The sequence below is a fragment of the Streptococcus huangxiaojuni genome (assembly GCF_040930515.1).
Lineage (GTDB): Bacteria > Bacillota > Bacilli > Lactobacillales > Streptococcaceae > Streptococcus > Streptococcus huangxiaojuni.
The window spans coordinates 125,580-151,404 of record NZ_JBFQEG010000005.1 but is presented as its reverse complement, the minus strand read 5'-3'; the positions used below and the strand labels follow the sequence as shown (position 1 = coordinate 151,404).

Annotated in this window: 23 protein-coding genes and 1 pseudogene; 1 reads left to right on the top strand and 23 read right to left on the bottom strand. The window is 42.0% G+C overall.

What is annotated here, in order from left to right; translation table 11 throughout:
- Positions 1–226: 226 nt before the first annotated feature.
- From AB3329_RS11645 to rsgA, 16 genes and pseudogenes are all read right to left on the bottom strand, one after another.
- The gene (locus AB3329_RS11645) at positions 227–646 is read right to left on the bottom strand and encodes a CHAP domain-containing protein (RefSeq protein ID WP_438272894.1); all 420 of its coding nucleotides are present in this window, start codon (positions 644–646) and stop codon (positions 227–229) included.
- 14 nt (positions 647–660) lie between these two features.
- Positions 661–793 (bottom strand): annotated as a pseudogene (locus AB3329_RS11640) (LysM peptidoglycan-binding domain-containing protein); the annotation flags it as partial.
- An 832-nt stretch (positions 794–1,625) separates the two neighbouring features.
- Positions 1,626–2,972: a type I glutamate--ammonia ligase gene (glnA, locus tag AB3329_RS05125; protein WP_368394651.1), complete on the bottom strand. Its 1,347-nt coding sequence runs from the start codon at positions 2,970–2,972 to the stop codon at positions 1,626–1,628.
- 51 nt (positions 2,973–3,023) lie between these two features.
- Positions 3,024–3,383, bottom strand: coding sequence for a MerR family transcriptional regulator (locus AB3329_RS05120; RefSeq protein ID WP_368394650.1), 360 nt, complete (start codon positions 3,381–3,383; stop codon positions 3,024–3,026).
- Positions 3,384–3,488: 105 nt separating this feature from the next.
- On the bottom strand, positions 3,489–3,968 hold the full coding sequence (locus AB3329_RS05115) for an FUSC family protein (RefSeq protein ID WP_368394661.1): 480 nt from the start codon (positions 3,966–3,968) through the stop codon (positions 3,489–3,491).
- 263 nt (positions 3,969–4,231) lie between these two features.
- Entirely contained in the window at positions 4,232–5,428 is a 1,197-nt protein-coding gene (locus AB3329_RS05110; RefSeq protein ID WP_368394649.1) for a phosphoglycerate kinase, read from the bottom strand.
- 202 nt (positions 5,429–5,630) lie between these two features.
- Complete coding sequence (gap, locus tag AB3329_RS05105; protein ID WP_067064298.1) at positions 5,631–6,641, bottom strand: type I glyceraldehyde-3-phosphate dehydrogenase; 1,011 nt, start codon at positions 6,639–6,641, stop codon at positions 5,631–5,633.
- A 254-nt stretch (positions 6,642–6,895) separates the two neighbouring features.
- Complete coding sequence (gene fusA / locus AB3329_RS05100; RefSeq protein WP_067064300.1) at positions 6,896–8,974, bottom strand: elongation factor G; 2,079 nt, start codon at positions 8,972–8,974, stop codon at positions 6,896–6,898.
- Positions 8,975–9,209: 235 nt separating this feature from the next.
- Positions 9,210–9,680 (bottom strand): 30S ribosomal protein S7, encoded by a 471-nt coding sequence (gene rpsG / locus AB3329_RS05095; RefSeq protein ID WP_067064302.1) that lies wholly within the window; start codon positions 9,678–9,680, stop codon positions 9,210–9,212.
- A 16-nt stretch (positions 9,681–9,696) separates the two neighbouring features.
- Positions 9,697–10,110 (bottom strand): 30S ribosomal protein S12, encoded by a 414-nt coding sequence (gene rpsL / locus AB3329_RS05090; protein WP_067064304.1) that lies wholly within the window; start codon positions 10,108–10,110, stop codon positions 9,697–9,699.
- A 289-nt stretch (positions 10,111–10,399) separates the two neighbouring features.
- Positions 10,400–11,212 carry a pur operon repressor gene (gene purR / locus AB3329_RS05085; protein WP_368394648.1) on the bottom strand — a complete coding sequence of 271 codons (813 nt, stop codon included), beginning with the start codon at positions 11,210–11,212 and terminating at the stop codon, positions 10,400–10,402.
- Positions 11,213–11,302: 90 nt separating this feature from the next.
- On the bottom strand, positions 11,303–12,244 hold the full coding sequence (locus AB3329_RS05080; protein ID WP_368394647.1) for a 3'-5' exoribonuclease YhaM family protein: 942 nt from the start codon (positions 12,242–12,244) through the stop codon (positions 11,303–11,305).
- Positions 12,234–13,508 carry a DNA recombination protein RmuC gene (locus tag AB3329_RS05075; RefSeq protein WP_368394646.1) on the bottom strand — a complete coding sequence of 425 codons (1,275 nt, stop codon included), beginning with the start codon at positions 13,506–13,508 and terminating at the stop codon, positions 12,234–12,236. The genes AB3329_RS05080 and AB3329_RS05075 overlap by 11 nt, the downstream gene beginning before the upstream one ends.
- 1 nt (position 13,509) lies before the next feature.
- On the bottom strand, positions 13,510–14,142 hold the full coding sequence (locus AB3329_RS05070; RefSeq protein WP_368394645.1) for a thiamine diphosphokinase: 633 nt from the start codon (positions 14,140–14,142) through the stop codon (positions 13,510–13,512).
- The gene (gene rpe, locus AB3329_RS05065) at positions 14,135–14,800 is read right to left on the bottom strand and encodes a ribulose-phosphate 3-epimerase (RefSeq protein ID WP_368394644.1); all 666 of its coding nucleotides are present in this window, start codon (positions 14,798–14,800) and stop codon (positions 14,135–14,137) included. Before rpe ends, AB3329_RS05070 begins: the two co-directional genes overlap by 8 nt.
- Positions 14,801–14,808: 8 nt before the next feature.
- Positions 14,809–15,681 (bottom strand): ribosome small subunit-dependent GTPase A, encoded by an 873-nt coding sequence (gene rsgA, locus AB3329_RS05060; protein WP_368394660.1) that lies wholly within the window; start codon positions 15,679–15,681, stop codon positions 14,809–14,811.
- Between the two features lie 237 nt (positions 15,682–15,918).
- Between rsgA and AB3329_RS05055 the strand changes: the two genes are divergently transcribed.
- Positions 15,919–16,398, top strand: coding sequence for an NUDIX domain-containing protein (locus AB3329_RS05055; protein ID WP_368394643.1), 480 nt, complete (start codon positions 15,919–15,921; stop codon positions 16,396–16,398).
- Positions 16,399–16,877: 479 nt separating this feature from the next.
- Here AB3329_RS05055 and AB3329_RS05050 read toward each other — a convergent pair whose 3' ends face one another.
- The 7 genes from AB3329_RS05050 to comA all read right to left on the bottom strand — a co-directional run bounded on the left by AB3329_RS05050 (position 16,878) and on the right by comA (position 25,308).
- Positions 16,878–17,750: an alpha/beta hydrolase gene (locus AB3329_RS05050; protein WP_368394642.1), complete on the bottom strand. Its 873-nt coding sequence runs from the start codon at positions 17,748–17,750 to the stop codon at positions 16,878–16,880.
- A 174-nt stretch (positions 17,751–17,924) separates the two neighbouring features.
- A complete protein-coding gene (locus tag AB3329_RS05045; RefSeq protein WP_368394641.1) occupies positions 17,925–18,674 on the bottom strand; it encodes an SDR family NAD(P)-dependent oxidoreductase in 750 nt (249 codons plus the stop codon).
- A 344-nt stretch (positions 18,675–19,018) separates the two neighbouring features.
- Entirely contained in the window at positions 19,019–19,897 is an 879-nt protein-coding gene (locus tag AB3329_RS05040) for an alpha/beta hydrolase (protein WP_368394640.1), read from the bottom strand.
- A gap of 7 nt (positions 19,898–19,904) precedes the next feature.
- A complete protein-coding gene (locus tag AB3329_RS05035) occupies positions 19,905–20,780 on the bottom strand; it encodes an alpha/beta hydrolase (RefSeq protein ID WP_368394639.1) in 876 nt (291 codons plus the stop codon).
- Positions 20,781–20,921: 141 nt separating this feature from the next.
- Positions 20,922–21,575 carry an NAD(P)H-binding protein gene (locus AB3329_RS05030; RefSeq protein ID WP_368394638.1) on the bottom strand — a complete coding sequence of 218 codons (654 nt, stop codon included), beginning with the start codon at positions 21,573–21,575 and terminating at the stop codon, positions 20,922–20,924.
- A 211-nt stretch (positions 21,576–21,786) separates the two neighbouring features.
- Positions 21,787–23,148, bottom strand: a complete 1,362-nt coding sequence (locus AB3329_RS05025; RefSeq protein WP_368394637.1) for a bacteriocin secretion accessory protein — start codon at positions 23,146–23,148, stop codon at positions 21,787–21,789.
- Between the two features lie 9 nt (positions 23,149–23,157).
- Entirely contained in the window at positions 23,158–25,308 is a 2,151-nt protein-coding gene (gene comA, locus AB3329_RS05020; RefSeq protein WP_368394636.1) for a peptide cleavage/export ABC transporter ComA, read from the bottom strand.
- Positions 25,309–25,825: the final 517 nt, after the last annotated feature.

Sequence of the window (25,825 nt, the reverse complement as noted above, 5' to 3'; positions counted from 1 at the left end):
AGCTAATTGAATAATCTCTAGTTTTTCCTCTACTGATTTTGGGCTTCTTGTAGACATACGAAAACTCCTCCTATAATTTCTAGTGAATTTTTGTTTTTTCACTGTCCACTATAGGGGGAGTATATCAATTGCTGTATGGCTTTTATCTTTTCTTCTTTACCCAGCCCTGCAGAGCAGCTGCCAGCATGCGGGTTTCACAAATCATTTATCTGCTAATGTGCTCATATCAGATATTTGGATAAATGTAAGTCACTGTTCCAGGAGTTACGCCGTCGTTAGGATCGAACCAGCCGCGGTAGTTATCAATCCACTGCTGATCTTTGTAATTCGCTTCAAGCACTTGAATGTGGCCGTCATCTCCAACTTCAGTGACATAGGCAACATGGCCGTAACCGCCATCTGTCCAGCAAACAATAGAACCGACGGCCGGCACATAACCGACAGCATAACCTTGTTCTGCAGCACTGGCTGCCCAGTCGCCGCCATTGCCCCACCAATCACCGGCCCAAGAAGCCAGTTCTTTTACACCCCAAGTACACTGGCCGATAGGATAAGTATTCCCCGGTAATTCCTCTTCGGCAGCAGGTTGGCTTTCAGCTGTTTCATCCCCTTCAGAAGCAAAAGCAGCAGCATTTGATTCAGTAATATTATTAGTAACATTAATTTGCTGCCCAGGAAGAATAAGGCTGTTGACGGTCATATTATTCATGGCAGCCAATTCATACATGTCCATACCATACTGGCTGGCAATACTAAAAAAAGAATCCCCTTCCTGAATCGTATGGCTGTCTGCACTTACCGGAGCTGACGCAGCAAAAAAAGCAAGAGCCACTGAAGAGCAGAGCACTGCCGAGTACGATAACTTATTTTTTCCTAATGACTTCATTTAATGAACCTCCGTTTGTAGTAAAAAAAGTATATCAGACAAATGTGACAATCCAATTAAGCTCAGGTTAACAAAACAACAAAACAGATTTACAAATGAAGCACCTGCTGCACAGATTCCCCTTTTTACCCCTAGATTAGCTCTGTAGCTGCAGGTTAACTGTTTTTTGAAGATCTAATGAACTGAACACGCCTTAAGAACTGTGCAGTGAAATCATCCAGTGGATGATTTCAGCCCGAACCTAGAAAAGGGAGAGTGAGGGGATTGGAAATCTGTATCATTACCTAGTTACCGTCAGCCGTAGACGTCTGAAGGCAGCCAAAAATCCTAGCCTCCCAAATCATTGTTTGTACTATAAACAAAACGCAGTAGCCTAGCGGCATTTTAGTCGCTTTTCCAAAGCTTTAAAATGTCTGCTAGGCTTTGCGGGGGCGAGACATCGAACTTTACGGTCTGGGGTTCTGTCTCGCTCCCTAGTCGTCCTGACAGAGGGGCGCTGGCGAAATCGGAGATTTCGGACTTACCGTCAGCCGTAGACGTCTGAAGGCTTTGTCGTCTTAACAGCCGACCGCACCCTTCTAGTCGTCCTGACAGAGGGGCGCTGGCGAAATCGGAGATTTCGAGCTTACCGTCATTTTCTTTTTGCGTTTTTAACGGGTTTTGTATCTAAAAAAAGCCCAGAGCTTTTGCTCCGGGCTTCCAGTCTATAATATTGATACTGCTGTTTAGCAGCTGGTTTTCAATAAAGGTCTAAATAATTGTCCACTTCCCACTGGGAAACAAAGGTAGCATAGCTGGCCCATTCGATACGTTTAGCTTCGAGGAAATTAATATAGATGTGCTCCCCAAGAGCCGCTTTGATGACTTCGTCCTCCTGCAGAGCCTTCAGCGCATTATGCAGAGTAGAAGGCAGATCAATAATACCGACTTCCCTGCGCTCCTCAGCTGTCATTGAATAGATGTTTGTTTCAATCGGAGCAGGAGCCTCAATCTTATTGGCGATACCATCCAATCCGGACTCCAAAAGAACTGCAAGCGCCAGATAAGGATTGGCTGTAGGATCAACAGAGCGCAGTTCAAGCCGGGTACTGAGTCCCCGTGAGGCCGGAACACGGATCAGAGGCGAGCGGTTGCTGCCGGCCCAAGCGATATAAACCGGTGCTTCAAAGCCAGGAACCAGACGTTTGTAGGAATTAACCGTTGGATTCATGATAGCAGTGTAACTGTAAGCATGCCGCATCAAACCGCCCAAGAAGTAATAGGCATCCTCAGACAGCTCCATTCCCCGGGGATCAGCCGGATCATAAAAGGCATTTTCCCCGTTTGGGTGGAAGAGTGACATATTGCAATGCATACCCGAGCCAGCAATGCCGTACTTAGGTTTTGCCATAAATGTCGCGTATAAACCGTGTTTGCGGGCAATGGTTTTAACGACCAGCTTAAACATCTGAATATTGTCGCAGGCCTTTAAAACATCAGCGTATTTGAAATCTATCTCATGCTGACCGACAGCTACTTCATGGTGGCTGGCCTCAACTTCAAAGCCCATTTCAGTCAAGACATTAACAATCTCACGGCGTGTATTATCAGCTAAATCAGTGGGCGCTAAATCAAAGTAGCCGCCTTTATCGTTTACTTCAAGTGTCGGAACTCCCTGTTCGTCCATCTTAAAGAGGAAAAATTCAGGCTCGGGTCCTAAGTTAAAGGATTTATAACCCAACTCTTCCATATGCCGCAGCGCTCTTTTCAAATTCCCGCGGGGGTCTCCTATAAACGGTTCATTCTCAGAGGTATAGATATCACAGATAAAACCGCCGACACGACCATTTTCATCGCCCCAGGGGAAAACTGTCCACGTATCAAGATCAGGATAAAGGTACATATCGGATTCATTGATACGTACAAATCCCTCGATTGAAGAGCCGTCAAACATTGCCTTATTGGCCAGAACTTTATCAACTTGCTCTTCAGTAGCAGGGAATTCGACGTTTTTCATTGTTCCCAAGATATCGGAAAACATCAAACGAATAAAAGTAACATTTTGTTCCTGAATGTCACGTTTGATGTCAGCTACAGTGATTGCCATGAAATGGTCTCCTTTTAAAAAATAACGATTAAAGCACTTCCAGTGCAAAAGCTAACGGAAATTGTGGGAAGGGGTATAAAAACCGCCCTGACGGCTCAGTTCATCGTGCAGTATTCGTCTGACATCAGCATCAGTCAGAGCCTTTTTCTTTTTGAGGGCTTTATCTTTGCGGTCAGCATACACTTTTTTGATAGCTGCAATATTAAGACCTTCATCCAGAAAATCCTTAATTTCAAGCAAAGTATCCATATCATTTAAAGAATAAAGACGGCGGTTGCCTGAACTGCGATCCGGCCTCAGCAAACCCTGATCTTCATAATAGCGAATTTGACGGGCAGTCAAATCAGTCAGCTTCATAACAGTTCCGATAGGAAAAACTGCCATAGAACGCCTTATTTCTTTTTCTTGCATGGTAAACCTCCCTTCAATTGTCTATTATAAAATTAATAAAACGAACTGTCAAGGTATAATGTGATATTTTATGACATAAAAAAAGCAAGTTTTCAAAAACTTACTTTACTTCTTAAAATGGGAAAGAAAAAACTGCTGGACTTTATCAAAATCAGCATTAACCAAAATAGCCACAAAGACGCCGCAAAAGGTTTCAAAAACACGGGCAAAAACATAAAGGACAGTCTCATCTCTTGGGATAGACAGACTGATAATCAGCATGGCTGCTACACCGCCGATAACTCCCGCTTTATTATTAAAGGCCACATTAACCATAATGGTCAGCATGGTTAAGACTGGGACTAAAAGAGGAATGACCCAGAAACTGTTATTAAGCCATTCACTGACAAAATAGAAAATCAAAGCCATAAAACCGCCGATCGAATTTCCCAAAATACGGGATGTGCCAAAATGGACACTTTTATCGAAGTCCTCCCGCAGGCTGAAAACCGCCGTCAAAGCAGCGATTTGCATACCTTCCCAATGAAGGAGGGAGAAAAGCAGCAAAACCAAAAAGACAGCAATTCCTGTCTTTAAGGTCCGCATGCCCAATTTAAATTTTTTTCTGTCAAACCGATATTCTTTAAACACAACTAAACCTTCTTCTTTACTGCCTCTATTTTAACATGGAAAACAGCTTTTGCTAAAGTTTTTTATAAATTTATCTTTTCCTGACAGGCAATAAGCTGATTTATAAGACCTAAACTGCCAAAAGATTTAAACCGTCTTACTGCATAAAACATTTTCATCTATTCCATGTCATAAAAACAGCAAAAGCCAGGACCTCCCCCGGCTTTTTGCTGTATGTCTTATTTTTCTGTAAGAGCTGAGAGACCTGGAAGAACTTTTCCTTCAAGGAGCTCCATAGAGGCACCGCCGCCGGTAGAAATCCATGAGAATTTATCGGCACGGCCCAGATTAATCGCAGCAGCTGCTGAATCTCCGCCGCCGATAATCGATTTAACCCCAGGCTGTTTAACGATAGCATCCATAACTCCGATAGTTCCTGCTTGGAAATCTGGATTTTCAAATACACCCATTGGGCCATTCCAGACTACTGTTTTAGCACCAGTCAGTTCATCATCAAATTTGGCGATAGATTTAGGACCGATATCAAGACCTAAGAAACCTAGGTCAACTGCTTCGCCTTCCGTATCTTTAACTTCTGTATAATCCGCAAAAGCATTGGCTTCTTTAGAATCGACAGGGAGAACAAGCCGGCCTTCTGCTTTTTCAAGCAATTCCTTAGCAATATCCAGCTTATCTTCTTCAACCAGCGAATCACCAATTTCGACTCCCTGCGCCTTATAGAAGGTATAAGTCATTCCGCCGCCGATAAGGACTTTATCAGCTTTGGAGAGCAGATTTTCAATAACACCGATTTTATCAGATACCTTAGAACCGCCCAAGATAGCCACAAATGGACGCTCAGGACTTTCAACAGCCTCTTGGATATAGGCAATTTCATTTTCCAGAAGGAAGCCGGCAGCAGCTTTTTCAACATTAGCAGAAATCCCTACATTTGAAGCGTGAGCACGGTGTGCTGTGCCAAAAGCATCGTTGACAAAAATACCATCGCCAAGAGAGGCCCAGTACTGACCCAGTTCAGGATCGTTTTTAGATTCCTTTTTGCCGTCAACATCTTCAAAACGTGTATTTTCAACAAGAAGAACCTCACCGTCTTTAAGGGCATTAATAGCCGCCTCAAGCTTTTCACCGCGTGTTGCCCCAGGGAAGATTACTTCCTGACCGAGTTTCTCAGACAGGTCTTTTGCAACCGGTGCCAGTGATTTGCCTTCTTTGTCTGCCTCTTCTTTTACACGGCCGAGGTGAGAAAAGAGGATAGCCCGGCCGCCTTGTTCAACAATATACTGAATCGTCGGTAAGGCCGCTGAAATCCGGTTATCATTTGTAATGACTCCGTCCTTTAAAGGAACATTAAAGTCAACACGGACTAAAACTTTTTTTCCTTTTAAGTCAAGGTCTTTAACAGTTAATTTCGCCATTTATCAGAACTCCTTAAAAAATTTTTACATGCTAATTATATCACAATTTTCATAAATACGGTAGATAAAATAGAGACTCTTTTGATACAGCAGTACCTTAAGCTGCAGACGGATAAGGGCCTGCCAGCAAAAAAGAAGACCGGAAGGTCTTCTTCTGTTATGTATGTATCAGCTTATTTCAGCTGATAAGTTTGGGCCTGAATTACTGAGCAATTTTTGCGAAGTATTCAAGAGTACGAACAAGCTGAGATGTGTAAGACATTTCGTTATCGTACCATGAAACAACTTTAACTAACTGTTTGCCGTCAACGTCAAGCACTTTTGTTTGAGTTGCATCAAACAGTGAACCGTATGACATACCCACGATATCTGAAGAAACGATTGGGTCTTCAGTGTAACCGTATGATTCATTTGCAGCAGCTTTCATAGCAGCGTTTACTTCTTCAGCAGTCACGTTCTTATCAAGAACAGCTACTAATTCAGTAACAGAGCCTGTTGGAACAGGAACACGCTGTGCAGCACCGTCAAGTTTTCCATTCAGCTCAGGAATAACAAGACCGATAGCTTTTGCCGCACCTGTTGAGTTAGGTACAATGTTATTAGCACCTGAACGTGCACGGCGAAGATCTCCGCCGCGGTGAGGACCGTCAAGAATCATTTGGTCACCAGTATAAGCGTGGATAGTAGTCATCAAGCCTTCTTGGATGCCAAAATTGTCATGAAGTGTTTTGGCCATTGGTGCAAGACAGTTTGTTGTACATGATGCACCGGAGATAACTGTTTCAGTACCATCAAGAATATCATGGTTAGTGTTGAAAACAACTGTTTTAACATCGTTACCTCCTGGAGCTGTGATAACGACTTTCTTAGCTCCGTTAGCATGCAGATGTTTTTCAGCAGCAGCTTTCTTAGCAAAGAAACCAGTTGCTTCAAGAACAATTTCAACACCGTCAGCTGCCCAGTCAATTGCTTCTGGATCACGTTCAGCAGAAACCTTAACGAATTTACCGTTAACTTCGAATCCGCCTTCTTTTACTTCCACTGTACCATCAAAACGGCCTTGAGTTGTATCATACTTCAACAGATGCGCAAGCATATTTGGATCTGTCAAGTCATTGATGCGAGTAACTTCAACACCTTCTACATTTTGGATACGACGGAAAGCGAGACGTCCGATACGACCGAAACCGTTAATACCAACTTTAACTACCATATAGTGATTTCCTCCTTAATTGAAAATCAAAAAAATTTATTAGAGAGTTGCCTCTCTGCCAATCGTGAAAAGAAAAACATGTAAAAAATACAGGCCCTTTCAACAGTTTTATTATATACCTATTTCAGAAAAATTGCAAACATAAGCGGCCAGTCATAAAAAGCCAGTCAAATGAAAAAAGCCCTGCAAGCACCGGCTCAAGCGGCTCGATTCTTGCAGGGTTTGATGAGATGAGAGGAAAGTCTGCTGACAGACTATTCCCCGGAATTTTTCTTAATAATTTCTTCCTGAACTGCTTTAGGCACGTCTTCATAGTGGTCAAAGACCATCATAAAGGTTCCGCGCCCTTGGGTTGCTGAACGAAGAACTGTCGCATATCCGAACATTTCAGCAAGAGGAACATAGGCACGGACAATTTGACTGTTACCATGAGCTTCCATGCCGTCAACACGCCCTCGGCGAGCAGTCACATGACCCATAACATCTCCCAGATTATCCTCAGGTGCAGTAATCGTAACAAGCATCATCGGCTCAAGAATGACCGGCTGAGCTGTCTTGGCAGCCTCTCTAAGCGCCAGCGAAGCTGCAACTTTAAAGGCTGTTTCTGAAGAGTCGACATCATGGTAAGATCCATCATAAAGTTTAGCCTTGACATCCACAATCGGGTAGCCGGCAAGCACACCGTTAGCCATTGACTCTACCAGACCTTTTTCAACAGCCGGAATGAATTCACGCGGTACAACACCGCCGACAATGGCATTTTCAAATTCAAAGCCTTTGCCTTCTTCATTAGGAGTAAATTCAATCCAAACATCACCAAACTGTCCCTTACCGCCGGTTTGACGCTTGAAGAAACCGTGAGCTTGAGTAGAAGCACGGAAGGTTTCGCGGTAAGATACCTGCGGCGCTCCGACATTCGCTTCAACTTTGAATTCACGTTTCATCCGGTCAACAAGAACGTCAAGGTGCAGTTCCCCCATACCGGAAATAACCGTTTCACCAGTTTCAGCATTGGTTTCAACACGGAAGGTTGGATCTTCTTCAGCAAGTTTTTGCAAAGCGATACCCATTTTATCTTGGTCAGCCTTAGATTTAGGTTCAACCATGAGCTGAATAACCGGTTCCGGAACTTCAATGGATTCAAGGATAACCTTAGCTTTTTCATCAGTCAGAGAATCCCCGGTTGTCGTTTCCTTAAGACCTACCGCTGCAGCGATATCTCCGGAATAAACAGTTTGGATTTCTTCACGGCTGTTAGCGTGCATCTGCAGGATACGGCCGATACGTTCACGTTTCCCTTTTGTTGTATTCAGCACATACGAACCGCTTTCAAGTATACCTGAGTAAACCCTAAAGAAAGTCAGACGTCCAACGAACGGATCTGTCATAATTTTAAAGGCCAGAGCCGCAAATGGTTCGTCATCTGAAGCAGGACGTGATTCTTCTTCATCAGTATCAGGATTAACACCTTTAATAGCTGGGATATCCAGCGGGCTTGGGAGGTAGTCAATAACCGCATCAAGCATCAGCTGCACACCCTTGTTTTTAAACGCAGAACCGCAAAGAACAGGGTAGAATTCAACATTGATTGTTGCTTTACGGATAGCAGCTTTCAGTTCGTCGTTAGTGATTTCTTCCCCTTCAAGATATTTCAGCATCAGGTCTTCATCTGTTTCAGCCACAGCTTCAATCAGTTTTTCCCGGTATTCTTCAGCCTGATCGAGGTATTCAGCAGGAATATCCTCTTCCAAGATATCTGTTCCAAGGTCGTTAGTATAAATTTCGGCCTTCATTTTGATCAGGTCGATGATACCGCGGAAATCATCCTCAGCTCCGATTGGCAGCTGAATAGGGTGGGCATTAGCCTGAAGACGGTCATGCAGGGTGCTGACAGAGTAGAGGAAGTCTGCACCGATTTTATCCATTTTATTAGCAAATACAATACGTGGAACGCCGTACTCAGTCGCTTGGCGCCATACTGTTTCAGTCTGCGGCTCAACCCCTGACTGTGAGTCCAGTACCGTTACAGCACCATCAAGGACACGCAGAGAACGCTGAACTTCAATAGTGAAGTCCACGTGCCCCGGGGTATCAATGATGTTGACCCTGTGACCGTTCCATTGGGCTGTTGTCGCAGCCGAAGTGATTGTGATACCACGCTCTTGTTCCTGCTCCATCCAGTCCATTTGCGAAGCACCTTCATGTGTTTCACCGATTTTATGGATTTTTCCAGTATAGTAGAGAATGCGTTCTGTCGTTGTTGTTTTACCAGCATCGACATGGGCCATGATACCGATGTTACGAGTTTTTTCAAGTGAAAATTCGCGAGCCATTTGGTTTTCTCCTATAAATTTATTTACTTTCTTATTATATCATATTTAGAAAGAACGGATAGGCAGGACCTACCCGTTCTCAGCAGCTTCATTTATGCGGTTTGGTGACAGGTTTCAAGTCTATAAATGCATATAAACCGACTTGGAAGCTCCCTTAGCGAGCACATTTAAACTCAAAACAAAGGCAGCATCTCTTAATCGTCGCTGTACCTGTTTAACACCTTATGCCGCAGTCTTACCAGCGGAAGTGAGCAAAGGCACGGTTAGCTTCAGCCATACGGTGAGTGTCTTCCCGTCTCTTAACAGCTGCCCCTGTATTATTGGCTGCATCCATAATTTCTTTAGCCAGACGATCTTGCATAGTATGTTCGCCGCGGCCGCGGGAAATTGTAACCAGCCAGCGAAGACCAAGTGTGGTCCGGCGTTCCGGACGCACTTCCACTGGCACTTGGTAGTTGGAACCGCCGACACGGCGGGCACGAACTTCAAGGACAGGCATAATATTTTCCATTGCTGTTTCAAAAACTTCTAAAGCATCATTTCCTGTTGCTTCTTTGATTTGTTCGAAAGCACCGTAAACAATGCTTGCAGCTGTTCCGCGTTTCCCATCAAGCATAACACGGTTGATAAGACGTGTCACAAGTTTTGAATTGTACAACGGATCCGGTAATACTTCACGCTTTGGCGCTTGGTTTTTACGACTCATTTCTCATGCTCCCTTCTTATGCTTTTGGTTTTTTAGTCCCATACTTCGAACGGCCTTGCTTCCGGTCAGTTACACCAGCAGTATCAAGGGCACCGCGAACAATATGGTAGCGGACACCGGGAAGGTCTTTAACCCGGCCGCCGCGGATAAGCACAACACTGTGTTCTTGAAGGTTGTGCCCAATCCCTGGGATATAGGCAGTTACTTCAATGAGGTTGCTCAAACGGACACGGGCAAACTTACGAAGGGCAGAGTTAGGCTTTTTCGGCGTCATTGTGCCGACACGTGTTGCCACACCGCGCTTTTGCGGTGAAGGTATGTTAGTCTGCACTTTTTTATGGCTGTTGTAGCCAACATTCAGAGCCGGTGATTTCGATTTTTCTACTTTAGATTTACGTGGTTTACGTACCAACTGATTAATTGTAGGCATCTACGTTCTCCTGTATCATTTTTATTTTTGGTTGAAAGAAAGATTGGTGACAGTCTTCTTTCCTGTGTGTACTTTTGCAACAATTGTCAGCACGTCTCTGTACACTTTTGAGAGACCAAAAGTAAAAAGTACCGCTTAGTATAGTAACATAAACGGCACTTTCTGTCAAATACTTTTTCTGCTGAAATTCAGCTGTTCAAAAAGCGGGGACGCTTTAAACAGCCGAGCTTTTCGCAGACCAATAACCAAGACAGGAACAATACTCAAACAGGCTTGTTGGTTTTTCCTATTAATCAAAGATATTGCCGATCTTAACAGTTATTTTATGGTCCTTTATATCGATATCAGATACTTTAAGCAAAGACTTGTAATCATTTCTGTCCTGTCTTTGCTGAATATTCTCTGCAAAAACAGCCACACCGACCAGCTGACAGTCAAATTCATCCAGCAAGCTGATCATGCCCGAAATAGTCCCTCCGCCTTTGAGAAAATCATCAACGATCAACACTCTGCTGTTTGGCTTGAGACTGCGCTTAGATAGGAACATTTTTTCAATCCGGCCGCTTGATCCGCTGGCATAATTGACAGATACCGTAGAGCCTTCGGTAATTTTTAAATCACGCCGCACAATGACAAAAGGCACATTGAGAATATTAGCAACTGCATTGGCCAGAGGGACACCCTTAGTCGCTACTGTCATGACAGCATCAATCTCCTGTCCTTTAAAAGCATCTGCCATAATTCGTCCGACATTCTGCAAAATTTTAGGAGTGCTGAGCAAATCTGACAAGTAGATATAGCCGCCGGGTAAAATACGGTCGCTTTCTGACAGGCGTTGGCGTAAATCTTCTACCAGCGCACGCGCTTCTGATCTGGCAATCGTCGGCCGGAATAAAACACCGCCGCTGGCGCCCGTAATGGTCTCAATTTCACCAATCCCAGCTTCCTGAAAAGCTTTCTTGATAATGGCAATGTCTTCTGAAATCGAAGACTTGGCTGCTTCATACTGTGAAGCGAAAGTGCTCAGACTCGTTAATTTATAAGGGTTATTGAGCAAATAATTGGAAATGACAACCATGCGTTCACTTCGTCTCAGCTTCATAGATTTTTTCTTCATTAAGTTAAAATTCCTTTGTCATTATAATAGAATTTGTTTTCAGAACTACTGTCCGGCGGATAGTACTGTCCTTTATTATTTGGACTTCGGTTTGTAGAAGGGGCGGTTGTCCATAGCAAAGATTCGGCTGGTCATCTCGCCTGACTCAACGCGTTTCAAAGCAGTTGTCATCATCATCATCTCCGCATCCAGATTGTCAATAATATGAATGATTTCAGCCTCCATAATCTGCGGACGAACCGGGCTGCCGTATTCCAGCTGCCCGTGATGGCTCAAGATAACATGCCGCAAAACAATAACGTCTTCTTTCGAATCATCAATATTGAGCTCCAGCAGCGCTTTGGTGATTTCTTCATCAATAAGCGCAATATGCCCAATCAGATTCCCGCGAATTGTATATTCCGTATTGTCCGGTCCGGACAGCTCGATAACTTTTGCAAGGTCATGAAGCATGATGCCGGCAAAAAGGAGACTCTTATTCAGCTCGGGATAGATATCCCCGATACTGTCTGCCAAGCGTACCATTGTCGCTGTGTGATAGGCTAAACCGGATTCAAAGGCATGGTGATTCGTCTTTGCAGCCGGATAAGTAAAGAATTCCTTGGCAAATTTACGATAGAGACTGCGAACGAGGCGCTGCCAAACGGCATTTTCAATCTTGAACATCATCTGTTCAAGGTAATCTTTGACATCAGAGACATCTACCGGCGGTTTTTCCCTAAAATCAGCCGGATCGTTCGGTTCGCCAGCTTGGGGGTGACGCAGCGTAATTTGGTTAACTTGGGGAGTTCCATTGTAAACTTCTCTGCGGCCTTTCATATGAATAACCTTGCCGGCAGTAAACTCGCTGATATTATAGGGCTGAGCGTCCCAAAGATTGCCTGAAATTTCACCGCTGTCATCCTGAAAGGTAAAGGCAATGTAATTTTTGCCCGCACGGGTCTTTCGAACTTCAGCTGATTTGATAAGATAGAATCCTTCGAAAAGCTCATCTTTTTTCATTTGACTAATCTTCATCGTTTTCCTCGTCTTCTAACTGCGGGAGGTCAAGCAGTGAGCCATTTTCCTGCTCTTGATAGGTTTCCACCCGATCAAGCGCACGGACGATAGCATTGGTCCGTGTTGTCAGTAAGCTTCCTAATGTTTTATTTGCAGTATTCAGCTGCTTTTGTGCCTTAGTCAGCAGGTTGCCGAATTTATTGAATTCAGCTTTAACATTTCCCAAAATCTTGCTGATATCGTCGGCATTTTTCTGGAGATTCAGGGTTTTAAACCCTACAGAAAGTGAATTAAGCAGGGCGGTCAAGGTTGATGGACCTGCTACTACGATGTTTTCTTCCCGCCGCAGACTGTCAAAAAACGCTGGCTGACGGACAGCTTCTGCATAAAGCCCCTCTGTTGGCAGAAACATAACAGCAAAATTAGTCGTTTCAGGCGGTTTGAGGTATTTTTTATTAATATCCTTGGCAAACCGCTTGATAGCGGCAAGAAGGGCCTTCCTTTGAGTTTCTATTTCTTCTTTGCGGCCTGTTTCGTAAGCCTCTTCTAAACGGTAATAGTCCTCCAGCGGAAATTTTGAGTCAATCGGCAGATAGACATACTCTCCTTGCCTTGTTCCGGGCAGTTTAATCGCATATTCAACACGCTCAGATGTCCCTGATACTGTTACAAACTCACGCTCATACTGATTCTCTGTCATGATATCTTCGATAATCTGACCGAGCTGCAGCTCACCTAAAATACCACGAGTTTTAGTATTTGACAGAACTTTGTTAAGCGTTCCGACATCCTGAGCGACAGACCGCATCTCCCCCAAGCCCTGATTGACACTCTCAAGCTGCTTGGAGACAGCAGCAAAGGAGGCCTGAAGGCGGCTCTGCAGCGTTTGTTCCAATTTTTCTTCCACCGTCTGACGCATTTGCTCCAGACGCTTTTCATTGGAGACCTGAAGGTCTTTAACGGACTGAGACAGACTTGTCTCAATAGCTGATAAGCGCTGATCCGACCGGTCGCGGCTTTCAGTCAGATTCTGCTGGAGTACATCGCGCAAATCATTCTGCTGCTGGTAGATTTCTGTCTGCAGACGGTTAAGCTGGCTGTTTATCTCCAACATCTGATCTTTCTGGGCCAGATTCAGCTGATAAGAAAGCTGGTCCGAAAGATTGTCAGCATTATTATCCAATTTGTCTGCCAATTCACCCTTAAGCTCACTGATCTTTGACAGCAGAAAAAGTGCAAGAAGTAAAGTCGCAATGGCAATAATGATTAAGAAAATTTGCATCTCAGCTCCTGTCTTTGCTCTGAATCACAAGAAGATAGCCCGAATCGCACTGAACAGTAATCGGCCGGCCGATAAATTCATTGCTGGTGTAGATCTTCTTTTTAAAAAAACGATTGGGAGTCAGCTCATACTTAGCTCCGATGATAATTAGGTCAGCATCGCTATCTGTCAAAAAAGAAATGTAAGCCATCCCTTCATCTTGTACAATTTGATGCCGTCCGCTGGGCAGAAAACATACGGTATTAGCCGCATCACGCAGCTTGATTTGCCTCATAAAAGGAGCCAAGTCCGGATCGCTGGGCAAAAAAAGATTGGCCAGCATATGATCAATCCGACCGCCAAAAGCACCAAAGATAGTGACTTGAGCCTGAGGGAATCTGGTAAAAATCGTTTTTAAAGCCAGCTCCGTATCTGTATCATCTTTTTCTGCAGCCGCTGAAACGAGTTCCTGAGCCGATTGCTGAATAACTGCAAGTTCCTCCGCTGTCACAGAATCAAAATCACCAACCGCCAAATCTAAAGGCAATCCTTGTTCAAGCATGGTCAGGCAGGCACGATCAGCTCCGGCCAGATAATCAAAATCACCGGTAAAACAGGTCAGGTCTCCGCTGACAAATAAGGCCGCTCTAATCATCCAAAGCCTTTCGCAGCGTCTGCAGCTGAGCTGTCAGGTCCTGAGCCTTAAAGAGATAGGATCCTGCTACAAACACATTGGCTCCAGCGTCAGCACAGGCTTTGATGGTATGCTGATCCACCCCTCCATCCACTTCAATATCAAAATCAAGACCGTGCTGCTTACGAAGACGGGCTACTGTCTTGACTTTAGCCAGACATTCAGGAATAAAAGCCTGTCCGCCGAATCCAGGATTGACCGTCATTATCAAAACTTGGTCAACTAAGCCTAAGAGCGGCTCCAGCGCCGTAACAGGTGTTCCGGGATTAATCACAACCCCAGCTCTCATCCCCGCTGCTTTAATTTTTTGCAGAGCTCCGTGAATATGGCTGGTCGCTTCAGTATGAACAGTCATGATATCGGCACCGGCCTGAGCAAAAGCAGTAACATAACGCTCGGGGTCGACCACCATCAAGTGGCAGTCAAAGACCAGTTTACTATGCCGGCGCATACTGGCTACCACCCCGGCACCAAAGCTGATATTAGGAACAAACTGGCCATCCATAATATCGATGTGAACATATTCAGCACCTGCTGCTTCTATGCGCTGCAGCTCTGAAGCAAAATCAGCATAGTCGGCTGCCAAAATAGAAGGAGCCATTTTGTGGGATAACGTCATAGTCTAACCTACTTTCTTTTACTGAGTTTTTGATACGTTTCACGCCGGTTCTCAATTTCACTTAGAAACTGCAGGTAATGCTCATAGCGCTGCTGCCAAATCTCCCCCTGTTCCAGGGCTGTCTTCACAGCGCAGTCCGGCTCATGTGTATGGGTGCAGGAACGGAATTTGCAAGAAAAACTGGCGGCCTTTATCTCTGGGAAAGCAGCTGTCAGACTTTCACTATCTGTTATTTCGTAATTCAGAGAAGAAAAACCTGGGGTATCTGCAACTTTTCCGCCGCAGACATCATATAGGCTGACAGCCCGTGTCGTATGACGGCCGCGGCCAAGACTGTCGGATATGGCCGCTGTTTTTAACTGCAGTTCCGGTTCCAGCTGATTCAGAAGCGTCGATTTCCCGACACCGGTCTGCCCCATAAAAACGGTTATGCGGTCTCTTAACACAGGCGGCAGTTCTGCTGTTTTCGAAAAAAAGCGGTAGCCGATGTCTTCATACCGTGATCGAATCATCTCCAGCTCCCGGCTGTCCGTCAGCAAGTCCGTTTTGGAAATATAAACCAGCGGACAGATCCTTTTATGTTCTAACAAAACCAAAAACCTATCCAATAAATTAGGATTGAAATCCGGCTCTTTAGCCGACATCACCACTACAGCCTGATCAATATTAACAATAGGCGGGCGGACCAGGCTGTTCTTTCTTTCATAAATTTTTAAAATATAGCCTTCCGAATGCTGATCTGCTGTAAAGTCCACCAAATCTCCGACATAAGGGGTCTCCCCTTTTTTTCTGAAATTGCCGCGTGCCCGTGTCTGATACACTTTTCCCTCTGACTCAACATAATAAAAGCCGGCCAAAGATTTAATAATTCTGCCTTGCAAATGAACTCCTTTATCTTTTATAAGCTCATCATAACAAATCCACGTCATATTTTCAAACGCTACCTGCTCTATAAGGCAATATACTGTTATGTTTAAAAATCTTTATAGCTTTATAAAGATTTAAAATGATACAATAAATATCGGCAGAAAGAATATTGGTTTCAATTGTAATAGGCCATTGAAATGTTAGACTTATATTCGCTGTAACAGGCGTAGGATTGCTGAAGCCATAAAGCTTTGATTAAAATAGATAAGGAGATAATTGATTTGAAAGACGGTAAATTTAAAATGACTGTTTCCATTATTATCTTGAGAGGCAGTGAAATACTTTTACAATTGAGAAATAATACTGGGTATATGGATGGTTTCTATGATTTAGGTGTCAGCGGCCATGTTAACAGCAATGAGGAACTGAAAAATGCAGCGGTAAGGGAAGCTTCAGAGGAACTAGGACTAAAAATTTTGCCACAAGAGCTGACTTATATTACACTTATTCAAAACGTTAAGGACAACTATGTTTATATCTATTTTCTTTACAAAATATCTGATAATAAAAGAGCTGAGATAAAAAATAATGAACCAAACCAAATAAAAGAACTGTTATGGGCTAGGCTAAACAACCTACCGGATAATTTACTTCCCCATAACAGAATAGCTTTGAAAAATTATAAGCGTCACCTTGGCTATGATGCCGTTTGCGACGAAGAAGACAGCTAAATACTTACAGCAACCATTCAAAGAAACTGACATAATGAATTGAACACGCCCTAAACGCTGCGGGAAAAAACATGGTCAAATATAGAACTGATTTCACAGTTAGGCAGCCGTAAACGTCTGAAGACTTTGTCGCCTTAGCAGTAGACAGCACCCTTCTAGTCGTTCTGGCAGAGGTGCGCCTACGAAATCATAGATTTCTGGCTTACCGCCATTTTTGCTTTTGCGTTTTTAACAGCCTTTGTATCTTAATAAAAAACAAAGCTGAGACAGACGATCTCAGCTTTGTTTGTAGAAATTAAACAGAGGTCTGGACCTAGAAATCGGAGAACTAAGAATTCTATAACCTGAGGTCCTGCACCCGCTTTTTGGCTTCACTGCCTGCTTTTGGCTTTTTTTACGTTTGTGTCCCGATTTTTATAGGAATACCTTTTGCGGCTGGAACTGTAAAACCGCTGGCATGAGCTTAAATAGCTTTGGCATTAAAGGTTTTCTGCAAAGAAAGGAAGGATTTTTTCGACTGCTTCATCGACAAAGGGGAAGAGATCATAAAGGTCATAATGACCGGCTTCAGGAATAATCACCCATTCTTTGACTTCGCTTCTTGCAGCATCAAAGATTTCACGAGAAGCAGGCTGACTCCAAGCATTTTCTGCTGAAATCACCAGATAAGGCTTAGTCATATCTTTCATAATTTCCGTCACATTATATTCGATAAGTTCCAGCTGACTCCAAGCCACAACTTGATTGCTCCAGCGCGGCTTATTGCCTCTGGCAGTGTAGTAGTAGGCTGCTCCCTCTTCAAATGCACGCGGCAGAAAATTGAGGTGAAGAAGATCTCCAATACCATTTTCGTAAGCAGCTTTCGCAGCTTTAACCTCGTCTTCCGGCATAAAGAAGTTTGTCATCGGAGAGGTCGAAATATTTGAGATAGCCGGCACAATAGCTGTGATAGCTTTCAGGCGCGGGTCTTTAACGCCGGCAACAGACATGTAGGAGCCGGAACCGCAGATACCAAGTCCGCCAATACGGTCATTGTTCACATAAGGCAGGCTTTCAAGAAAATCAACCGCCCCTTCAATATCCGTTTCTTTAACATCAGGAAGTTCCTGCTGACGGGGGAAGCCCTCGCTTTCACCAAAGTAAGAACCATCAAAGGTTAAAGCGATATAACCGGCCTCAGCCAGATATTTAGCATAGGTGCTTTGCGCCTGCTCTTTCACTGAAAGCATAGGGCCGGTCACAACAACAGCAGGGTAGTTGTTGTTTCCATTAAAATCCGCCGGCAAGTAAAGGTGCCCAGCTAAACGCAAGTTAAGGTCCTTATTTTTAAAAGTAACATTTTGAACAGTCATTTAAATTCCTCTCTTATTTTTGTTAAGACTAAGGCAAAAATTTTGCCTCAAAGGTGTTTGCTATATTTTAAGGTCTAATCTGCACAGGAAGCAGATTATTGTTTTAATTTGGGCTGTCAGATTTGATGGATTCATAATAAATTTGCTGAACTGTACAAGAATATAAGTAAAGTCTCAGCTTGCTCCCATACCGCCATCAACAGCCATAACAGCACCGGTGACATAACTGGCTTGATATGAAGCAAGGTAAGCCGCAGCATTGGCAATATCGGCAGCAGAACCAACATACTGAAGCGGAATCATGCTGACAATACGATCCATATGGGCTTTAGCATCTGCCTCTGATAAATCTGTCTGATTCCATATATCAGTAGCAATTGTCCCAGGAGCAATGGCATTAACACGGACACCGTCAGCAGCCAACTCTAAGGCCCAAACGCGGGTGAAGTTTTCGACTGCTCCTTTGGCTCCAAGATACATGGACATATTTGGTCCCCGATGCTGTGCTCCGACAGTTGAAAGATTAATGATTGTTCCTTTCGACTTAATAATAAAAGGCAGGGTTTGGATAGTCATATCCAAAAGTGCACGGACATCCAGAGCAAAAGCACGGTCATAATCGTCCAAGATCAATTCTTTTAAAGGAGTAACGGGAGCCCAGCCAGCATTATTCACTAAAATATCCAGCTGACCGCCGAAGTCTATAGTCCCAGCTATTTTAGCGACATCGTCTGAGCGGGTAATATCTGCTACAACATAGGAAATATTGGCATTCGCTGCTGCCGCTTCCTGCAAAACGGCCTCACGGCGTCCGGCGATTACAACTTTAGCTCCTTCTTCAGCATAGCGGTCTGCGATAGCACGGCCAATACCTGACCCTCCGCCTGTGACAAGAGCTACTTTATTTTCCAATAATTTTGACATAAAGATGTATCCTTTCAATTTTATCAATAGGCTTGCCTTTGATATTATTAATATACCTTACTGAAAACTTTTTGAAAATTACTTTAAGAGCAAGCTAGCATACATAGCCCGTATGGTGCATGATTGACTCAAAACAAGGCCTTCAAATGCCTTCTTACTGGCGTATGATAGCAAAAAACTGCTTTTTAGGTATTCCAGAAAGTTCCCGCTTCCCCAGCAAGTCAGAAGAGTGAGCAAATATTTTTTCCTCATAACTAAGCAAGTAACCACTCGGTCTTTCCGAATGGTTACTTAAACATTTTTCTGAAAACAAGGCTGAATAATGGTTCACAAAAAGCAGCGCTTCATAGTTTATGACTTTGCCAAAAGCAGCTCAGAGCATTGTAAGTATAATCACAAACAGCACTGTAATCGTGTTTGGCACCGGCTCTTTCACGAAAGAAAAGATTACTGTCCAATTTAAAGACTTCTGGCGCCTGTTCAGCTAAATTCAGCACCTGATTTTTGAAAGCTGCATAGGCAAAGTCCGCTGTCCCAGTCATTGCATAGATGAGAAAATCAAGATTCCTGCTAACTGCTGCCTCAGCAAAAACAGCAGGCGGCGTTGAAACATTGCCGCTCATAGGGTTGAAATAATAAAAATAATCCAGAGCATGCTCAAAAGTCCGCCAAGTATTGACTGACCCCATAGAAAATCCGCTAAAAGCACGGTAATGCCGTGAGGCCTTGAGATCAGCCGGACGGACAGACTCAGCATAAGTACTGTAAGCTCCCTCAACTGCAGGTATAAGGTCATTAACCAGTTCTCTATGATAACGACTTGTCAGATCAATAGCCAGCCCATAATCACTGCTGTCCTCAGAGCTGGTATTATTATAAGTCAGCAGTACAATGAGCATAGGCTCCATGTCTCCATTAGCTATGGCATGGTCAACAATATGTTTGAAAGCTCTCGGCTGCTCTGGTCTTCCCATAGTTGTCGCCTCATCGGACCAGCCGCCATGGCTGAGATAAACAATCGGGTAGGGCCGATCCTCCCTGTAGCTATAGGGCAGATACACCAAGGCCTCCTTTTTTAAAGGAAGAGGGTCTGCCGATGTATATGAAAAAGACTCATAAGTCTGGTAAACCACTGTCTCCAGACGTCCCGCCTGTCTGCAGGGCTTAAAATAATTTTTTGGAATATTTTTAAGTTTTTCTGGTATGTGAATAGTAGCTGCCATAACAAGTTTACTTTCTTTTATTTTCTTCCCAAAAGGCGATGGCATCATCAATCCAGCCCTCAGCCTTTGTCCCTTCACCCAGTCCAAATCCGTGCTCAAGGCCTTCATAGACTTTGCAGACAGCCGGCGTCCCGTTGGCCTTAATAGTGTCAATACGCTTCTGCATGATTCGGTAATCGGCAATCCAGTCTCTGCTTCCGACAAGAGCCATAGTTGGAGGCTCCTGCCCTGTCACTTGATTAAATCCTGTATACTGCATAATAACAGCGCCGGCCTTAGGATAAGACTTTTCTCCGCCATTGTTTGCATCATTTCCCAGCCATGCAGCTAAACGAGCGCCCGCAGAACCGCCCCAGAGTGAGTAGCCTGTCATGTCCAGCCCCAACTCTTTAGCATGTTCGTGCAGAAAAGCGATAGCACGGGCTAAATCTTTTCGCCCCGTTTTTGCACCCGGTCTGTAAATCAATGCAAAGGCATTGTAGCCTTGAGCTGCCAAATACTGGCAATGAGGGAAACTGTCCTGCAGGCCGCCGACAAACTGAAAGGCTCCCCCTGCATTAACAATAGCCGTGCCTGCATGAGGGCGGCCTTTAAAAAACAGCAGACCTGTGCGTTTCTTTGAGACATCAGCCTGCTGCTCCTCAAAACTGTATATTTCATAAAATACCGTCTGCCCCTCCTGCGCCCTGCTGCGCAGCTCATTCATAATGGAAACGGTACGGGAAGCCTTAGCTGAATGACCGTACCAAGGAAGGGCATAGCTAGCTTGCGCAAGCGTCATTTGCGGAGACATATTTAAGTCCAAAGGGAAAAGCCGTTGCGCAAAACCAGCAAACTCTGCTGTTTCATAAATCTCTTGCAAAGTAGTCTCTTCAGTAAACATAATCCTCCTTCATTCATTAAAAAAGCGGGACGGAAGTTTTCCGGAAGAAAACAGTTCACAATCCCACCCGCAACAATTCAGAGCCAGATTTTCATCCCCAGCAAGATACAAAGGGCTTAGGCCGCAATCAGTTTCAAATCATTAATAAACTGGCCTTGTTTTGCCCTGTGTAGCAGCATTTGCAATACCGACGCTGTCATTTTTGAGAAAATCAAAATTCTCAGCAATGCGTACGACAACATCTGCCATACTCTTACGTGAACCGGACACCCCTACATACTCTTCATTTTTATGAGTAATAACGTAATCTATTTCATTGCGATCGTTGAGCCAAGGTAAACGCAAGGTCGTGTAGTCGAGCCCTGATTCTTCTAAAAGTTTATCGGAGCGCAGAGCGCTGCTTAATCCGCTTTGACCGATTGTTTCCCGATTCCAGCGGCCAAATTCATCCGGAACTTCATTATAAATTCCAAGAACATTTGAGGCCACGACACGGTTAACACCGTTTGCTTTCATCGCATCAATAACATTTTGAGTGATGCGGTTGTTGGGATCGTGGTCAACATTGGAAATGAAAACCAAGTCCTGACCTGCTGTTGCTTTGGTTAGAGTTTCAAGATCATAAATATCCCCCTCCACAACATCAACACGCTCAGCGTTTTTTGCTAAGTCATTGACACGGCTGCTGTTGCGCAAGTACAAAGTTAAATGTGTCTCTGGCTGTTCTGCCAGCAAACGTTCTGCAACAATACGGGCAATCTGTCCGTTAGCACCAAGAATCAAAATATTTTTCATTGCAATTGTCCTCCATAACTGTTGATGAGGTTAGTATAAATCTAAAAAATCATTTTGAAAATTACTTTTACAGTATAGAAGCATACATACCACGCATAGCAAATATCGGTCTTTTCGCTGAAACTACAGAATCTTTTTACTAGATAAACTTGTTACTGTTCACCTAAAAAAACTCTCTTACCTCTTTTTAGGATATAGCAGTCATTATATATTAGTTTAAAAATTGATCAATATAATAATTGAAGTACGTCTTTTCACCTGTTATGATGACAAGATTACCAGAAATACCGTACTTAAGTTTTCCCACTTGTTTTTTAGACAGTCTTGTCTTTGCAATAACTTTAAAATAGTTCCCTTCTTCTGTTTGTGTAGCATTTGAATCAATACTTGTAATTTTAGAAGTAAGTGTTGTATCATTATTTGCAGAATCCTGCATTTTAAATTTTACTTCATCACCAACTTCTAAAGTTGATATAGCATCAGAAGGTATATAGGTCTCAATGTTAACTTCTTTTTTTTCTTCTATTGATGGGTAAATCTGAGCAATAGTCGTCCCTTCAGAAATAATTTCAGAATCAATAACCTCCGGATTTACATGTACAATACCTGTATTAGTAGATAGAATTTTGGTTGCATCTAAGGCGTACTTTTGAAGCTCAAGCTCACTAGCCGATTCTTGAATTCTTTGGTCTAAAGCAGTCATTTCTTGACTAACTTCTGCTATTTTTTGTGCTTTTAATGATGACAATTGACTATCTAAACTAGAATTATAGGCTTGTTGAGCTCCAGAGCTTGAATATTGAATTTGATAGCTGGATAATTCTGTTTGAAGTTGGTTAATTTGCGTATCTATCTGTGAAATAGTCTGCGTTTTAAGAGCTGCCTTATCATCCTCATTCAACGATGATAGATTTTGGGCATTATAAACTAGATAGATAAAATAACCAGTATTTGAACTATCAATTGTTTCACCTGAAGAAATTGCATTTTTTAAAGTTTGGTAATCAGCGATTTTTTGAGAAATATCGTTCATAATATTCCCTATTGTATTTTGTGTTTCAGTTGCTGATGAATTTTGAGAAGATATTGTACTATTTTCTTGTTCAACTTCACCTGCTAGTGTTTGTTTTTGGCTTAAATAATCTTCAAAGCGTTGTAAGTAACCAAAAGAATCCTCTCTATCAAACTGATTACTATCATTTTCAATACTCGTTTTTAGCAGTTCTAACTGTGATTTTTGTTGATTTAATGACTCCAATTGTTGCTCAGCGTTTTCTTTTTGAACGGACTCAATTTCAGAAGCATACTCAATCAGTAAATCCCCTTCTTTTACGGTAGCATTTTCAGAAAGATTATTTGTTTTAATTTTGTTATTGCTAGTCGATTGTATTTGTGATAACACCTTTACAGGTTCAATAGTTGCTGTACTTTGCAAAGTGATTTCTTTTTTCATAAAAATTAGGAAAATAACAAAAAATACTAATAAGCCAAAAACAGGCAGGATAAGTCTAGTCGAAAAATTGTGATACCGTTTTTGATAAAATTCAGAGCTTTCTAATAGTTCTTCATACATAATATTCTCCTAACTGTTTACTAAGTGAGCATAAAAACCTTGCTTCTGTAGTAATTCTTCATGATTTCCCTCTTCAATAATTTTCCCTTTATCAAGAACAACAATATGCTCTGTTCTTTCAGAAATTGTTAATCGATGCGCTATAAAGATTAATGTTTTATCTAAGGCCATCAAATTATCAATAATTTTCTTTTCTGTCAGAACGTCTAAACTGCTTGTTGCTTCGTCCAAGATAAGTATTGGAGAATCAGTTAGCAATGCTCTTGCAAGAGCAATACGTTGGCGTTGTCCACCAGAAATTCCTACCCCATCCGTTGTTAATTCTGTTTGATAATTAAGTGGCATGGCCTCAATATCAGATTTTATTTCAGCTAACTGAACAGCTCTAAAAATATCTTCTTGTGTTGTGCCCTCCTTAGCACCTAACAACAGATTATCCAGAATAGTACCATTGAATACATATGGTTGCTGTGGCAAATAATTAATATATTGACGTAAACTTTCTTTGTCAATTTCATTGAAGTTGACATCATCCAAAAGTATTTCTCCCTTAGTTGGACTATAGAAGTTAACTAACATTTTAGCTAGAGTTGTCTTTCCTGACCCTGAAATACCAACAAATGATAATTTGCTACCAGCCTTGATTGTTAATTTGATCTCTGAAAGAACTTCTTGTCCATAACCATATCTATAGCTAACATCTTTAAGAGTGATATTACCACTAAAATTATTTATATCATGAACTGTTTTCTTATCTTCAAATTCTGACTTAACTAAATAAACTTCATTTAAGCGATTATTAGCAACCTTAGCTGTTTGGAGTTTTGTTTGAAGGTTAATTAGGTTTTCCAACGGATTAGTAAAATAGACTAATAAAGTATTATAGGTAATAAGCTGTCCTAAAGTCATTTTATTATCCATCACCAAGTTTGCTCCAAGCCAAAGGACCCCAACATTTAGTAATAATTGAGCTAATTTTTTGAGTATCTTTTGCGCACTTTCTGCTTTGCCATAAGCAAATGATTTTTTTAGATAAGTAACAAACTCTCTATCGATTTTTTGGTAACGTTGTTTTTCACTTGTTAAAGATTTGATTGTTTCGATACCATTAATATCTTCAATAATGGATGATGATAATACCGCATTAGCTTCCATAGATTCCTGATTCATACGTTCGAATGGTTTCATAAAAGAAAAAATGATAATCGTATAAATAGGTAAAGCTAATAAGCTGATAAAGAATAAGTTGCTATTTTGTGAAAATAGAACGATTGAAACAATAATGACAGTAGAAACATCTAAAAAGATTGAAAGGATGGTACTTGCAAGTGCATCAATAATAGAGTTAGCATCAGTAAACCGTGATACAATTTCCCCTGTCCTTCTAGTGGCGAAAAACGACATTGGTAAATGGAAAATATGTTTGATATAAGATAAAATGACATCAATGGATAAACGTTGACCAAGTACCAATAAGAGGTATTCTTGTGCGTAAGCGATTAGTTGCTGTAGTAAGTAAACAATAATTAATCCAAAAGAAATTATGCTAAGTGTATTTTTAATCTGTTGTGGAATATAAGTATCAATTATAGATTGAAGGTAATAAGAACCGATAATATTTATTATTGTCACTAAAAATGTTGCAACTACAATATTAACTATCAATCCCTTTTGACGAGCTAAAAGTGGAATAAATGATAGCAAGCTATCTTTTTGTTCTTTATGAACTTTATAATTAGGTGCTGGTGCTATAAATATCGCTGTTCCCGTCCACTCTTTTTCAAAACGATCTCGTGATATTTTAGTCAATTTCACACTAGGGTCAGGGTCAGCAATGTGAATAGTCTTTTTATCACACCCTGTAACGACATAATAGTGCATCAAATTACCATTTTTAAGTACATGAGCTATAAATGGATAGATGATATCCTCATCAAAAAGGGACATACCAGCACGAAAAGCACGGGTCTCAAAACCTTCTCCTTCAGCAACTTTTACCAAACCAAAAGCTGTTGTCCCCTCTTGGGTAGTTTGTGCAAGCTCTCGTAAGGTTGCTAAAGAATAGTACGAGCCATAAAAATCAAAAATCATTGCTAAAGCCGCCACACCACAGTCTCGTGTATCAACTTGAGCACGATAATGTTTTTTCTTAAATTTCATAAATTCTCCCATTAGAAATATTATTCTTTTTATCATACACTATTTTTTTAAATTGAAAACAGGTACTAAAAAAGCTGTAAAAACAGCTTTTTTAGTTCAAACTATTTAATCCAGCAAGAATTCCTGCTAAAAATCCGATTATCATTGAAACAGCAATGATTATTACTGCATTATTAGTAGGAATTACCAGTGGTTTTTTAGACATATGTAAGTTTCCTTTCTATACTGTTATGGTCTATTGTCATTACTACAGTACTACCAATGCAATACATTTGTAGATATCTTTTTATATTAATTTCCGTAGTTTATCAAATAAATAAAAGCAACCTAGCTTAAAGCCACATTGCTTTATAAAATATTAAATATTTTCTACTCTATGACTTTACAAAATATTCCAAAATACCCAGAGGCAATTAAACCTAATACCATCCAAGTATATTCTGAGTTACTCATTAATTTTTGTAAGTATAAATGACTAATAATATTCATTGCAATTACTACCAATGGTAATGTAGTC

Coding starts and splice junctions, on each gene's coding strand:
- purR (WP_368394648.1), bottom strand. CDS start 11,212: ATGAAGCTGAGACGAAGTGAACGCATGGTTGTCATTTCCAATTATTTG.
- AB3329_RS05120 (WP_368394650.1), bottom strand. CDS start 3,383: ATGCAAGAAAAAGAAATAAGGCGTTCTATGGCAGTTTTTCCTATCGGA.
- AB3329_RS05030 (WP_368394638.1), bottom strand. CDS start 21,575: ATGAAAAATATTTTGATTCTTGGTGCTAACGGACAGATTGCCCGTATT.
- AB3329_RS05080 (WP_368394647.1), bottom strand. CDS start 12,244: ATGAAGATTAGTCAAATGAAAAAAGATGAGCTTTTCGAAGGATTCTAT.
- AB3329_RS05070 (WP_368394645.1), bottom strand. CDS start 14,142: ATGATTAGAGCGGCCTTATTTGTCAGCGGAGACCTGACCTGTTTTACC.
- rpe (WP_368394644.1), bottom strand. CDS start 14,800: ATGACGTTATCCCACAAAATGGCTCCTTCTATTTTGGCAGCCGACTAT.
- AB3329_RS05115 (WP_368394661.1), bottom strand. CDS start 3,968: ATGCGGACCTTAAAGACAGGAATTGCTGTCTTTTTGGTTTTGCTGCTT.
- glnA (WP_368394651.1), bottom strand. CDS start 2,972: ATGGCAATCACTGTAGCTGACATCAAACGTGACATTCAGGAACAAAAT.
- AB3329_RS05045 (WP_368394641.1), bottom strand. CDS start 18,674: ATGTCAAAATTATTGGAAAATAAAGTAGCTCTTGTCACAGGCGGAGGG.
- AB3329_RS05110 (WP_368394649.1), bottom strand. CDS start 5,428: ATGGCGAAATTAACTGTTAAAGACCTTGACTTAAAAGGAAAAAAAGTT.
- AB3329_RS05040 (WP_368394640.1), bottom strand. CDS start 19,897: ATGGCAGCTACTATTCACATACCAGAAAAACTTAAAAATATTCCAAAA.
- comA (WP_368394636.1), bottom strand. CDS start 25,308: ATGAAATTTAAGAAAAAACATTATCGTGCTCAAGTTGATACACGAGAC.
- fusA (WP_067064300.1), bottom strand. CDS start 8,974: ATGGCTCGCGAATTTTCACTTGAAAAAACTCGTAACATCGGTATCATG.
- AB3329_RS05075 (WP_368394646.1), bottom strand. CDS start 13,508: ATGCAAATTTTCTTAATCATTATTGCCATTGCGACTTTACTTCTTGCA.
- AB3329_RS05025 (WP_368394637.1), bottom strand. CDS start 23,148: ATGTATGAAGAACTATTAGAAAGCTCTGAATTTTATCAAAAACGGTAT.
- rpsL (WP_067064304.1), bottom strand. CDS start 10,110: ATGCCTACAATTAATCAGTTGGTACGTAAACCACGTAAATCTAAAGTA.
- AB3329_RS05050 (WP_368394642.1), bottom strand. CDS start 17,750: ATGACTGTTCAAAATGTTACTTTTAAAAATAAGGACCTTAACTTGCGT.
- gap (WP_067064298.1), bottom strand. CDS start 6,641: ATGGTAGTTAAAGTTGGTATTAACGGTTTCGGTCGTATCGGACGTCTC.
- rpsG (WP_067064302.1), bottom strand. CDS start 9,680: ATGAGTCGTAAAAACCAAGCGCCAAAGCGTGAAGTATTACCGGATCCG.
- AB3329_RS05035 (WP_368394639.1), bottom strand. CDS start 20,780: ATGTTTACTGAAGAGACTACTTTGCAAGAGATTTATGAAACAGCAGAG.